Raw genomic sequence first — 12869 nt, 5'->3', positions numbered from 1 at the left:
CGATTGCATCTCCCGAATCGCGCCGGAGATACGTCGTTGCTAGCGCTGGCGTCCCGAGCGCATGCTTTCGGCGACGCCGACGAAGTCACGGGCGGCCTGCGGCAGGCTCGATCCCTTGCGCCAGACCATGCCGACCTGCACGACCGGCAGCGAGCCGGAAACGTCGCGGCTTTCGATGCGATCGCCTTCCAGCGACCAGGGACGATAGACGAGGTCCGGCAGCAGCGCGACGCCGGCGCCGGTGGCGACCAGGCTGCGCACCGCTTCGACCGAGCGCGTGCGGAAGGCGACATGAGGGCGGGCGCCAAGCGCGGTCAAAAGCTTGCCGGTATTTTCCTCGATCTCGTCGATCGTCAGCATGATCAGCGGCTCGCGGCTGATGTCGGCGACGCTGATGATGTCAGCCGAGACGAGCGGGTGGCCCATCGGCAGCCAGAGGCGATAGGGCGAGGTCTCCAGAATCTCGGCCTGCAAGGCCATGCGGTCGCGCAGGTTGGAAATCACCATGACGGCGACATCGAGCTCGCCACCAACCAGAAGATGTTCCAGATAGCCGCCATTGTCCTCGATGGCGCTGACCTCGACACCGGGGCAGGAGCGGCGATAGCGCGCCAGAAGATCCGACAACACATAGCCGGCAACGAGCGACGTCACGCCGATGTTCAGCGTGCCGGCGGCTTCGTTCCGCTTGCCGGAAAAGCTGGTGCGCGCATCGGAAACGGTTGCCAGGATCTTCGTCGCGTGCCGCAGGAACTGGTGGCCATTATGGGTAATGGACAGACCGCGCGGATGGCGCTCGAACAGCTCGACGCCGAGGTCGCTTTCGAGCTCCTTGAGGGCTTCCGTTACCGAGGATTGCGAGATCGACAGGTTCTGCGCGGCGCGCGTCACGGAACCCTGTTCCGCCACGGCGACGAAGTATTGCAGCTGTCTCAAGGTGAAGGCCATGCTCCGGTTAGAGCATGTTCGCGGCGGGGAAGGCAAGCGCTTGTCGTTGCTGCGAAAGTTTGGACCTTTTTTGGTAACGATGCCGCCGGCGTCGCAAGTTTCAACCCTGTTTTAAGTATTCCGAAACGTCAATTCCCTAACGTGAGGGTTGATCATCTTTATCGGCTTGGAGTGGTCTATGCTGGAGCAGTTGGCGTGAGCGCCTTACTGCACATTTTCCGGGTGCCCCGGAAGTTTGTCTTCATGATCGGCGGAGCGGCCTTTCTCGTAGGCTCTTCCGGCGTGCTCGCGCTTTATATCGGCAAGGACAAGCTGTTCGGGCTCGCTTCCGCGTCCCCCAACGGGCTTCAATGCACCGACATCAATCTGATCACCATTCGCAAGGACAACCGCTTCTGGGTGCGCAAGTATATCAGCACCGAGCCGACCGATGGCCTGACGCGGGTGAAGACGGCGCTGCGGGTCGCCAAAGCCGTCTATCAGGAGCAGAAGCCGGACCTCGTGCAGGTTGTGGTTCTGGACCAGAACGGGCCGACGTTGCGCTCCGACATACGCGGCCGGGCGCTGGGCGCCGATGTCGTCTATGTGCCCCATCCCGATAAGCTCGTCGACGGCGCTTCCGAGGCGCCGGTGACGGCGCGTTACTACGATGGCGGCGCAAGCAATGCGGGCCTTTTCTATGGCGAGCAGATCACCATGCTGCCGCAGGACATCGATGCCGCGATCGCCGGGCTGAAGGATTACAGCGATTGCGGCAATGCGCTGTCGGCCGATGCCGGCGGCGATGCCAAGAAGGACAAGATGAAAGCGGCGATCGCCGCGGAAGAGAAGGCGTCGAAGCACGCGGAGGGACACGATGCCAAGCCGGTGCCACCCGAGCCGAAATCGACCGGAAAAGTGCAGCCGGACCATGACGAAAACGGCGAATTCATCGGCGCGGACGCTGGCGGCAAGGCAAAGAATGCCTCCCCCGGACTGGACCCGACCATGACGGGTGCCGCCGACAGCCGATCGCCCGTCACGAACTGACAAGGGGCCGGTTTCGCCTTGCCGCAGGGCAAGGCGAGAGGGTCAACCCGCCAGATGCTTCTCGCCGATCGCCTGGTAAAGCGCAAAGAGCGCCTCGTGAACTTCGCCGGCAAGGCGGTAGAAGTCGGGATTCGCCAGGATGGCGGGGTGCTGCAGCAACTGGTCGTCGGTCATGTCGAGCATGAGCGACGTCGTGTGCATCGCTTCATGGCAACCGAACGTTCCCGGCGCATATTGCGAAAGGTCGATATCGCCGATCTCCGCAAGATCGGCCAGCCGCTGACGCTCGCTGTCGGCATCTGCGGCCGATATTTCTTTCTCGGTCATGGTTCGTGCCTTTGATTTTGGGAGGACGAGACGATCTCAGTCCGCCTTGTTGCGACGGGCCGGGAACAGGATGATGTCGCGGATCGACGGCGAGTTGGTCAAAAGCATGATGAGGCGATCCACACCGATGCCGAGACCGCCTGCCGGCGGCATGCCCTGGTCGATCGCGTCTAGGAATTCCTCGTCCAGTTCCTTCTGCTTTTCGCCGCGCGCATGCGCCTGCTCGAGCTGCTCGACCATCCGGGCGCGCTGCTCTTCCGGATCGTTGAGTTCCGAGAAGGCGTTGCCGAGTTCCCAGGCGTTGCAATAGGTTTCGAAGCGTTCGACGAGGCGAGGCTCGCCCGGCACCTCCTTGGCGAAGGGCGAGATGTCCTTCGGGAAATGCGTGACGTGCGCCGGCTGGATCAGCGTGCCCTCGACCTTCTCCTCGAAGATGAAGGCAAGGCATTCGCCCCAGGTGGCGTCCTTCTCGACGGCGAAACCGGCTGCCTTGGAGGCGGCGCGGGCTTCCTCATCGGTCTTGATGGCCAGGAAGTCGATGCCGGTCGCTTCCTTGACGGCGTCGGGCATCGGCACGCGGCGGAACGGACCCTTGAAGGAGATCTGCTTGTCGCCGAAGGCGAATTCCGTGCTGCCATGGATCGACATGGCAAGCGTCGAGAACAGCCGCTCGACGAGGTCCATGATGTCCTCGTAGTCGGCATAGGCCCAGTAACACTCCATCATCGTGAATTCGGGATTGTGCCGGGTGGAGACGCCTTCGTTGCGGAAGTTGCGGTTGATCTCGAACACCTTGTCGGTGAGGCCGGAAACCAGCGTGCGCTTGAGGAACAGTTCCGGCGCGATGCGCAGGTACATGTCGAGCTTCAGCGTGTTGTGATGCGTCTTGAACGGCTCGGCTGTGGCGCCGCCATAGACCGAATGCAGCATCGGCGTCTCGACTTCCATGAAGCCGTCATTTTCCATGAAGCGACGGATGCCCGAGACGATGCGGCTGCGCTGCTGGAAGCGGAGCTTCGATTCCTCGTTGGTCATGATGTCGAGGTGGCGCTTGCGGTAGCGCAGCTCGATATCGGAAACGCCGTGCCACTTTTCCGGCATCGGCAGCAGCGTCTTCGTCAGCATGGTGATCTGCTGCGCGTTGATGGTCAGCTCGCCGCGCTTGGTGCGGCGCACGACGCCGGTGACGCCGATGATGTCGCCGAGATCGATCATCGGCAGCAGGGAACGAGCCTCTTCCGAGGTCACGTCCTTGTGGCTGAAGATCTGGATCTTGCCGGAGGCGTCATGGATGTCCATGAACATGCCGGAATTGCGCGAGGAGTAGACGCGGCCGGCAACGGTGACGACATCGCCGGTCTCGGTGTCCGGCTCCAGCCCTTCGTATTTCGCGGCCAGCTCGGCATTGGTCATGGTCCGGTGGAAATGCGCCGGATAGACCTCGCCGATCTGCTCGCGCAGCAGCTTCAGCTTCTGGCGGCGGACTTCCGTCGCGTCGGAGGAGAGGGCGGATGCTTCGGTCTTGTCGTTCATGGTTTTAAAGTCCGGTTCAGTTCTTCGGGCCGACGAGGGTCGCAACGGTCTGCGCGGCAAGTTTCAGCCGCTGGCGGACGACGGAGCGGCCGAGGATCGCCATGCTATCGAAAAGCGGCAGCGAGCGCGAGGAGCCCGACACGGCGACGAAAAGCGGCGCGACGATGACCTTCAGCTTCTTGCCCATGCGGTCGGCGATGGCGCGCAGTTCGGCCTCGATCGTCTCGATGTTCCATTCGAGGATCTTTTCGAGGTCCGGCTGCACCGTGTTCAGGATTTCCAGCAGCTCCTCCGGCGTCGACTTGATCTTCGCGAAGGCGGCGGGATCGAGGTTGAGGTCGGACTTGAACAGGAAGCCGGCCAGATCGGGCAGCTCGCCGAGCTTGGTGATGCGCGACTGCGACAGCTTCAGGCCCGCCTTCAGACGGTCGTTTTCCATCGCCCAGGTCAGGACCCGGTGCTGGAATTCCTCTTCCGAGAGCTTTTCGCGGATCCAGCGGCCGTTCAGCCAGTCGAGCTTCTGGATGTCGAAGATCGCGCCGGCCTTGGAAAGGTTTTCCGGGTCGAACTTTTCGGCAAGCTCCTCCATGGTCAGAAGCTCCTCGCCTTCGGAGATCTGGATGAAAAACAGGCCGAGGAAGTTCATCAGCGCCTCGGGAATATAGCCGAGGGCCGTGTAATAGGAGATCGACGTCGGGTTCTTGCGCTTCGACAGCTTGGACTTGTCGGCATTGCGCATCAGCGACAGGTGCATGAAAACGGGCGGTTCCCACCCGAGATACTGGTAGATCAGAATGTGCTTCGGCACGGAAGCGAGCCATTCCTCGCCGCGCGCGACATGGGTGATCCTCATCAGGTGGTCGTCGACGACATTGGCCATGTGATAGGTCGGCATGCCGTCGGCCTTCAGCAGGACCTGCATGTCCACGGCATCCCACGGGATTTCCACGTCGCCGTAAACGCCGTCATGGAACTTGCAGGTGCCTTCGGTCGGGATCTTCATGCGCACGACATGCGGCTCGCCGGCGGCGACGCGCGAAGTGACCTCTTCGGCCGAAAGGTTCAAACAGTGACCGTCATATTTCGGCGGCAGGCCGGCGGCGCGCTGCGCCTCGCGCATCTTTTCCAGGCGCTCCGGCGTGCAGAAGCAGCGGAAGCCGTGACCGGCCGCTACGATCTGCTCGACATAGGGCTTGTAGAGTTCCTTGCGGTCGCTCTGACGATAGGGGCCGTAGGGGCCGCCGATATCCGGGCCTTCGGACCATTTCAGGCCGCACCATTTCAGGGCGTCGAGCACCTTGGTCTCGAATTCCGGAGTGGAGCGGGTCGCGTCGGTATCCTCGATGCGCAGGATGAACTCGCCGCCGTGTTTCTTTGCGAAGAGATAGTTGAACAGCGCGATATAAGCGGTGCCGACATGTGGCTCGCCGGTGGGGGAGGGTGCGATGCGGACGCGAACGCCTGAAGTGGTCATCTTGTTTGCCCGTCATAAAAGGCCGGGCTGCGCTCGGGACAAGCGCTGTCCAGCCGAAGATGTGTATCTGGATCAGGAAACCGGCGGGAAAAGGGCGTGTTGCCGTTTCAATTCCACGTTTTCCATATGGCTGGCCTTAGGCCATATTCAACGGGTGGCGTCAAGGGAAACTGCGCCGCCGGGCGAGCGGAGGGGCCAAGGATACCGTGCTGCACCGAAAAGAGCCGATCCTTGCGGATTCGCCAGCCGCGTTTACCCTTCGGAAGGGTATCGGGATGAAAGCCATACGCTTGCCGGAATTGATTTGCAATTTTTGCGGCAGTGGCGAAATAGGTCTTCAATCATTCACCGCGAGGAAATAATGAAGAAATTGATTTTGAGCCTCTTGCTGGCGGCTTCCATGGCAGACGTCGCTGCGGCCCAATCGACCATCACGCGCGACAGCTCCGCACGCCTGCTCGAGTCCTACCGCGCCTATATCGGCAATGACGACCTATACAATTCCAAGGGCGAGCGGCTGACGCTGCCCTGGCAGATCATCCGCCAGGACCGCGCCAACTATCACGCCTATCGCCGCCGTGATCGCGGCGACCAGGGCGACAGCTTCTTCTCGCTGCCGTCCAATCGCCAGAAGCTGGAGGCGATGCTGGCAAGCGGCCACATCGCCGACGATGCCGGGAACGTCATCGTTCGCGGCAATGTCTGGATCAAGGTCGACATCTACGGCCGCGGCGACATCGGCGAATGGGTCGATGTCCACGTTCGGGACTGACCGGCCGCCATCGGGGAGGCCGCATCCGTTTTCGGGGCGCGGCCCTTGCGGTTGGCGGCAACCGGTCAATGGCCGCCGGGCGCATTTTTCCTGCGGTTGCGCGCCATCATGTTGAGCGCTTCCACGAGCGCGGAGAAGGCCATGGCGGCGTAGATGTAGCCCTTGGGAACGTGCACGCCCATGCCTTCGGCGATCAGCGTCGTGCCGATCATCAGCAGGAAGGCGAGCGCCAGCATGACGATGCTGGGATTCTTCTCGATGAAGTTGGCGAGCGGGTTGGCGGCCACCAGCATGACCGTCACGGCCGCGATGACGGCAACGAACATGATCGGCAGATGCGGAGTCATGCCGACGGCGGTGATGATGCTGTCGATCGAGAAGACCAGATCGAGCAGCAGGATCTGGCCGATGGCAGAGGCGAAGGTCGAGGTCGTCGACTTGGCGATGAAATCCTCGCCCTGTTCCTGAGGGTCGACATTGTGATGGATCTCCTTCGTCGCCTTCCAGACGAGGAAGAGGCCGCCGCCGATGAGGATCACGTCCTTCCATGAGAAGCCCTGGCCGAAGATCTCGAAAACCGGCTGCGTGAGCTGTACGATCCAGGCGACGGTGCCGAGCAGGGCAAGGCGCATGACGAGGGCCAGCCCGATACCGATCTTGCGGGCCCTGTCGCGGTGTTCCGCCGGCAGCTTGTTGGTCAGGATCGAGATGAAGATGAGGTTATCTATGCCGAGGACCACCTCCATGACGACAAGCGTGACGAGTGCGACCCACGCGCCCGGATCCTGTATCAACCCAACGATATCCATAGACGGTTTTCCCCTTTTGCCGGCATTCGCCGCTGCTGGCCCCCAGCCCGGTCTGCTTCGGAATGGCCGTAATGTAAGGAGTGCCGTCGTCCGTACAAGCACCGCCGCCAATTTCGCGGCGGCGGGTGCAATCTCAGGCTTTCAGGGGGAGCCATATCTCCGTCACGCCCATGCCGGTGCGTGGATCGAAGCGCTCGTCGTAACGTTCCATCATGTCGGGGTTGACGCCGTGCAGATGGCCCGATTGCGGGAGCCATTCGCCGAAGATCCGGTGTGTCGTGGCGGAGATGCCGGAGATATGGCCGCGATGGGTGAATATTGCGTAGCGCTGCTGCGGCAGTCTCGCGGTTACGAAACCTTCGGGAAGGTCGTCGGCGCCGGCGACTTCGGTGGCCGACATATAGCGGAAGGCTTCGCTGTTTGCCTCGATCTGGGTGCAGACGCCGTAGGCGACATTGCCGATCTGGCCCGGGATGTGGCCGAAATGCTGATTGAACCTTTGCCAGAGCGAGGGGATCGCCTGCGTGGCGTCATAGGCATAGGTCTCCGCGAAGCCGGCGAGCAGCATCGCGGGATGGGTCTCGAAGCGCGGCGGGTCGAGCTTGGGAAGGCGGGTGTCGTCCATTCTGATCGGTCCCTGTAACGCGAGGTTGCGAGCGTGCCCTTGCTTGCGCAAGCTTTCCGGCGTCAGGCCGAATTGCTCGCGGAAGGCACGGGTGAAAGCCTCGTGCGAGCCGTAGCCGGCATCGAGGGCAACCTGGAGAATGGTGGCAGAGCCGCCCGCCAGCGCAAGAGCCGCCTCGCTGAGGCGGCGGCTTCGGATATAGCCGCTGATCGAATGGCCGGTGGTCATGCCGAAGACGCGCGAGAGATGAAAGCGCGACAGCCCGGCCGTCTCGGCAATTTCGTCCAGCGAAATGCCGGATGCAAAATGGCTTTCGATAAACCATATCGCCCTGCCGATCGCGCTCATGCTTCACTCCCCTGATTGCCGGACCAGTCATAGAAGCCTGGGGGCGGCGGCGCTTGATCGCCGTTGCGGAGTTGGGAGAGGCTCCGCCGCCGGCAGTCGGGGAAATCGTCAGTCCCGATCCCGGCGATCGATGCCGTAAGCCGCGAGGAAGACGCGTACGGCGCCGCGCACGACATAATCGATTTCCTCTATCGAAGGGGGCGCTTCCATATCGCCGAACAGCCGGTATTTGAAGTAGCCGCCGCTTGCCATCTCGAGAAACTGGCGCGCGGCCAAGTCCAGGTCCTCGATTTTGACGCAACCCGCCTCGGCTTTGCGCTGAAGATAGCCGCGCAACACGGTGCGCAGATTGTCCGGGCCGGTAAAGAAGCGCTGACAGAGAGAAGGCATGCGCTCGCGCACGCCGATGACCGTCCGCATGGCGCTGATGGTCTTTTCCGATGTGAGATGTGTCGCAAATACCTTGCCGAACTCGTGAAGACCGGGCTCGATATCGACATCGTCGGCGAGAGTGGCCCGCACGGCTTCGACGAAATGGGCGCGTTCGCTGTTTACAATGGCCGCAAACAAATCTTCCTTGTTGGCGAAGTAAACGTAAAGAGTGCCCTTGGAGACGCCCGCCTCGCGGGTGACATCGTTCATGCTCGCCGCATCGAAACCCATCTTCATAAAGACACGCTTGGCGCCTTCGAGAATCTGATGTCGCTTGACCGGATCCTCGCCCGCCGCCCAACGTCCACCGGAACCTGGCGCGGGCGCGTTCAACACAGCGGCATTTTGCGATTCGTGTTTCATCGTCTCCTTCACTCGATCGTTTTTTCCGAATCTTAAAACAGATTCGCCAAATAAATCGAACCACCCGGTTCGATATCTCTTGATATGGAGTGAAAAAGGCTCTATGTCAATTGAACTGAACCGTTCGGTTCGATTTATTTTACCCAGATTTCGGTGGTAGGGCAATGTCGTCAAGTCATGGAAACAATGTAGCGCGCATCGTGAACGAGCCCGCTGATGCCGAAGCGGAAGCTCCGGAAGCGGAAGCGTCTGCCGATGCTCCTGTAGCCGAGACGCGTGGCAACCCCGCCCCCGCCCAGGCTGCGTCAGCATCTCCGGCCCCTGCGGCCCCACCGCCGCCGGAAAAGAAGCGGCGCAGCCTGGCTTTCCCCATCATCCTCGTCGCGGCGCTCGCAGCCGGCGGCTGGTACGGCTATGACTGGTGGACGAACGGTCGGTTCATGGTCTCCACCGACGACGCCTATATCGAAGGCGACATCGCGACGATCTCGCCGAAGGTCACGGGCTATGTCGCCAAGGTGAATGTCGTTGCCAACCAGCAGGTCAAGGCCGGCGATGTGCTCGCCACGCTGGACGACGGCGACTACAGGCTGGCATTGGACCAGGCCCAGGCCTCTCTCGACACCGAACAGCTTTCCCTGCACACCATCGATGCACAGATCGCCGCCGGCCAGGCCGCTCTTGCGCAGTCGCAGGCGCAGAAGGTTGCCCTGGAGGCCACGGTCCGCGGCGCCCAGATCACCCAGACGCGCGCTGCCGAACTGCAAGCCAAGTCGGTCGGCACCACGGCCGCCTTGGATAGCGCCAACATCGCGCTCGACCAGGCCAAGGCCAACCTGGTCGGCGGCGATGCCGCCATCGCCTCGGCGCAAGCCAATATCAACCTGCTGCAGGCCCAGCGCCGGCAGGCCGAAAGCACGATCAAGGGGCTTGAGGCCGCTCGTGACAAGGCCGCCCGCGACCTGTCCTTCACCGTGTTGAAGGCGCCTTACGACGGTATCGTCGGCAATCGTTCGGTGCAGGAGGGCGATCTCGTCTCTCCCGGCCAGAAGCTGATGGCGATCGTGCCGATCCGGCAGCTCTATATCGATGCCAACTTCAAGGAAACGCAGATCCAGCATCTGGTTCCCGGCTCCAAGGTCAATATCCAGGTCGATGCCTATAGCGACCATCCGATCGTCGGCACCGTCGAATCGATCTCGCCGGCTTCCGGCTCGGTCTTCTCGCTCCTGCCGCCGGAAAACGCGACGGGCAACTTCACCAAGATCATCCAGCGCGTGCCCGTCCGCATCGCATTGCCGCAGGACGCGCTCAATACCGGTCGTCTGCGCGCAGGCCTCAGCGTCGTCGTCGACGTCGATACCCGCACGGCACCGGACAAGTAAGCGATCAAGCTCGGGAGAGACGCGCCATGTCGTCCGCCAGCACTACAGCCGGGTCGCCTCCGCGCGCGGCCGGCCCCGCCGCGCCAGCCGCGGCCGATCATATCGAGCCGCGAAAGCTCATCGCCTTCCTGGCGATGGTGCTCGGCATGTTCATGTCGATTCTCGACATCCAGATCGTTTCGGCGTCGCTCAGCGAAATCCAGGCCGGCCTCAGCGCCGGCTCGGATGAGATCGGCTGGGTCCAGACGGCCTATCTGATCGCCGAAGTCATCATGATCCCGCTATCGGGAACGCTGGCGCGCATCATTTCCACGCGCTATCTGTTCGCCATCTCCGCCGCCGGCTTCACCGCGGCGAGCGCGCTTGCCGCGACCGCCACCAACATCGACCAGATGATCATCTACCGCGCCCTGCAGGGCTTCATCGGCGGCGGCATGATCCCCTCGGTCTTCGCGGCGGCATTCACGATCTTCCCGCCGTCCAAGCGCAACGTCGTCTCGCCGATCATCGGTCTGATCGCCACGCTCGCGCCGACCATCGGCCCGACGGTCGGCGGATATCTGTCCAACGCCTTTTCCTGGCACTGGCTGTTCCTCGTCAACATTCCGCCTGGCATCGTCGTTGCCATCGTCACCTGGAACTTCATCGATTTCGACAAGCCCGAGCTGTCGCTGATGAAGAAATTCGACTGGTGGGGCCTGATTTCGATGGGCGTTTTCCTCGGCGCGCTGGAATATGTGCTCGAGGAAGGCAATACCAACGACTGGTTCAACGACAATTATATCGTCTTCGGTGCCATTGCCTCCGTCATCGGAGCGATCGTCTTCTTCTACCGCGCCTTCACGGTGGAATTTCCCGTGGTCGATCTGAGGGCCTTCACGAACAAGAACTTCTCCTTCGGGTCGATGTTCTCCTTCGTCATGGGTATCGGCCTCTACGGCCTGACCTATATCTATCCGCTCTATCTGGCGCGCATCCGCGGTTACGATTCGCTGCAGATCGGCGAGACGATGTTCGTGTCCGGCCTGACCATGTTCTTCACGGCGCCGCTTGCCGGTTTCCTGGCGAGCAGGGTGGACCTGCGCATCCTGATGATCATCGGGTTCACCAGCTTCTCGGCCGGCACCTACATCATGATGCACCTGACGGTGGATTGGGATTTCTGGGAACTGCTGATCCCGCAGATTCTGCGCGGCTTCGGCCTGATGCTGTGCATGGTGCCGATCAACAACATCGCGCTCGGGACCATGCCGCCCGCCCGCATGCGCGGCGCCTCCGGCTTGTTCAACCTGACGCGCAACCTCGGCGGCGCCGTCGGTCTTGCGATCATCAACACGCTGCTGACGAACAGGCAGGACCAGCATTATTTCAACCTGCGCGACCATATCCATTGGGGCAGCCAGGCTGCCGTGACGCAGTTGAACAACATGGCCGCCAGCTTCAATGCCGCTGGTCTGGATGGCGACCAGGCCGCCTTGAAACAGATGGTCAACATGGCGACGCAGCAGGCGATCGTCATGTCCTTCGGCGACATCTTCCTGATGCTGACCGTGCTGTTCCTGGCAATGATTCTCGGTGTTCTCATGCTGAGCAAGCCGAGTGTGCCGGGCGGCGGAGGCGGTGGCGGCGGCCACTGATCAGGTTCTCAATATGCTCCCAAGGCATGGCCCCTCTTCTTGAGGGGCCTTTTTTTGTTCGTGGTGCCGGATGGAAAATCCGGCTGCGGGAAATTTTTGATTTACGTACATCAAAAATGGCGGTAAGGGTGTCCGCAGGAGGAGCCGATGAGACCGACCGTGCATGATATTGCCGCCGCGGCGGGCGTTAGCCTCGCCACCGTCGACCGCGTGCTGAACCAGCGGCCGGGCGTGCGGATGGTGACGCGGGAGAAGGTCGAGGCAGCCATACGCGAGATCGGCTATATCCGCGATGTCGCCGCCGCCAATCTGGCCAAGGGCCGCGTCTATCCCCTCGTTTTCATCGTGCCGACGGGCGACAATTCCTTCATGCACGGGCTTCGCTCCGAGGTGCATCAGGCGACCTTGCGGGCAGGCATAGAGCGCACGGAAATCCGCATCGTGGAAGTGCCGGCTTTCGACGTGCCGGCTTTGGTTGCCGCCCTTGACGCCTTGCGGGGGCAGGATATTTCCGGCGTCGCCCTGGTGGCGACCGATGCGCCGGAGGTACGCGCCGCCGTCGACCGTCTGGTGTCCGAGCGCATCCCTGTCGTCACGCTGGTCTCGGACCTCACCGATTCCGCCCGTCATCACTATGCCGGCATCGACAACATCGCTGCCGGCCGCACCGCCGCCCGGCTGCTTGGGCGCTTCCTCGGCGGCCGCAAAGGCGATATCACTGTTCTCGCCGGCTCGATGCTGGTGCGCGACCACCGCGAGCGCCTGCAGGGCTTCTCGGCCGTGATGGCGGAGGAATTTCCCGGCCTGCGGCTGCTGCTCGTGCTGGAAGGACGCGACGATCCGGAGCGGACCAGGTCGCTGGTTTCCAAGGCGCTTTCCGAAAATCGCGACATCATCGGCATCTACAGCCTCGGTGCCGGCAACAGGGGTCTGATCGCGGCGCTGAAGGCCGTCAGGCCCGAGCGCGAACTGACGGTTGTCGTCCATGAGCTGACGCGGCATACGCGGGCGGCGCTGGTGGACGGCACGGTCGATGCCGTTCTCAATCAGGATGCCGGCCATGAAGTGCGCAGCGCCATCCGCGTCATGAAGGCAAAGGCCGACGGCCAGGCCGTCATCGCCGATCAGGAACGCATCCGTCTCGACATTTTCTTGAAGGACAATCTGCCCTGAGCATTCGAGTGCGG

General features: G+C 62.1%; 12 protein-coding genes. 5 read left to right on the top strand and 7 right to left on the bottom strand.

Annotated features, from left to right (window positions below; all coding sequences use genetic code 11):
- Window positions 1-39: 39 nt before the first annotated feature.
- A complete protein-coding gene (locus ACJJVH_RS13005; RefSeq protein WP_112800514.1) occupies window positions 40-948 on the bottom strand; it encodes a LysR family transcriptional regulator in 909 nt (302 codons plus the stop codon).
- A gap of 195 nt (window positions 949-1143) precedes the next feature.
- Here ACJJVH_RS13005 and ACJJVH_RS13000 point away from each other — a divergent pair, with 195 nt between their 5' ends.
- On the top strand, window positions 1144-1977 hold the full coding sequence (locus tag ACJJVH_RS13000; RefSeq protein ID WP_113356212.1) for a hypothetical protein: 834 nt from the start codon (window positions 1144-1146) through the stop codon (window positions 1975-1977).
- Window positions 1978-2019: 42 nt separating this feature from the next.
- On the opposite strand, the gene ACJJVH_RS12995 is transcribed toward ACJJVH_RS13000, so the two are convergent.
- Genes ACJJVH_RS12995 through gltX form a run of 3 tightly spaced genes read right to left on the bottom strand, consistent with a single transcriptional unit; the run spans window position 2020 to window position 5311 of the window.
- Window positions 2020-2304: a hypothetical protein gene (locus ACJJVH_RS12995; protein WP_112800516.1), complete on the bottom strand. Its 285-nt coding sequence runs from the start codon at window positions 2302-2304 to the stop codon at window positions 2020-2022.
- Between the two features lie 36 nt (window positions 2305-2340).
- The gene (lysS, locus tag ACJJVH_RS12990) at window positions 2341-3837 is read right to left on the bottom strand and encodes a lysine--tRNA ligase (RefSeq protein WP_112800518.1); all 1497 of its coding nucleotides are present in this window, start codon (window positions 3835-3837) and stop codon (window positions 2341-2343) included.
- Between the two features lie 16 nt (window positions 3838-3853).
- Window positions 3854-5311, bottom strand: a complete 1458-nt coding sequence (gltX, locus tag ACJJVH_RS12985) for a glutamate--tRNA ligase (RefSeq protein ID WP_412064104.1) — start codon at window positions 5309-5311, stop codon at window positions 3854-3856.
- Window positions 5312-5672: 361 nt separating this feature from the next.
- Between gltX and ACJJVH_RS12980 the strand changes: the two genes are divergently transcribed.
- Entirely contained in the window at window positions 5673-6083 is a 411-nt protein-coding gene (locus ACJJVH_RS12980) for a hypothetical protein (RefSeq protein WP_112800522.1), read from the top strand.
- Window positions 6084-6148: 65 nt separating this feature from the next.
- Here ACJJVH_RS12980 and ACJJVH_RS12975 read toward each other — a convergent pair whose 3' ends face one another.
- The 3 genes from ACJJVH_RS12975 to ACJJVH_RS12965 form a co-directional block, all read right to left on the bottom strand.
- On the bottom strand, window positions 6149-6892 hold the full coding sequence (locus ACJJVH_RS12975; RefSeq protein WP_113356215.1) for a TerC family protein: 744 nt from the start codon (window positions 6890-6892) through the stop codon (window positions 6149-6151).
- Window positions 6893-7025: 133 nt separating this feature from the next.
- Complete coding sequence (locus ACJJVH_RS12970; protein WP_412064103.1) at window positions 7026-7865, bottom strand: AraC family transcriptional regulator; 840 nt, start codon at window positions 7863-7865, stop codon at window positions 7026-7028.
- 108 nt (window positions 7866-7973) lie between these two features.
- On the bottom strand, window positions 7974-8660 hold the full coding sequence (locus ACJJVH_RS12965; RefSeq protein ID WP_112800848.1) for a TetR/AcrR family transcriptional regulator: 687 nt from the start codon (window positions 8658-8660) through the stop codon (window positions 7974-7976).
- A 164-nt stretch (window positions 8661-8824) separates the two neighbouring features.
- Here ACJJVH_RS12965 and ACJJVH_RS12960 point away from each other — a divergent pair, with 164 nt between their 5' ends.
- The 3 genes from ACJJVH_RS12960 (at window position 8825) to ACJJVH_RS12950 (ending at window position 12855) form a co-directional block, all read left to right on the top strand.
- The gene (locus ACJJVH_RS12960) at window positions 8825-10045 is read left to right on the top strand and encodes an HlyD family secretion protein (protein WP_112800525.1); all 1221 of its coding nucleotides are present in this window, start codon (window positions 8825-8827) and stop codon (window positions 10043-10045) included.
- A gap of 26 nt (window positions 10046-10071) precedes the next feature.
- Window positions 10072-11682, top strand: a complete 1611-nt coding sequence (locus ACJJVH_RS12955) for a DHA2 family efflux MFS transporter permease subunit (protein ID WP_412064102.1) — start codon at window positions 10072-10074, stop codon at window positions 11680-11682.
- A 147-nt stretch (window positions 11683-11829) separates the two neighbouring features.
- Window positions 11830-12855: a LacI family DNA-binding transcriptional regulator gene (locus ACJJVH_RS12950; RefSeq protein ID WP_412064101.1), complete on the top strand. Its 1026-nt coding sequence runs from the start codon at window positions 11830-11832 to the stop codon at window positions 12853-12855.
- The last annotated feature ends 14 nt before the right edge of the window (window positions 12856-12869 follow it).

The organism is Rhizobium sp. SYY.PMSO (genome assembly GCF_046840415.1).
GTDB lineage: Bacteria > Pseudomonadota > Alphaproteobacteria > Rhizobiales > Rhizobiaceae > Rhizobium.
This window is presented reverse-complemented; position numbering and strand designations above follow the sequence as displayed.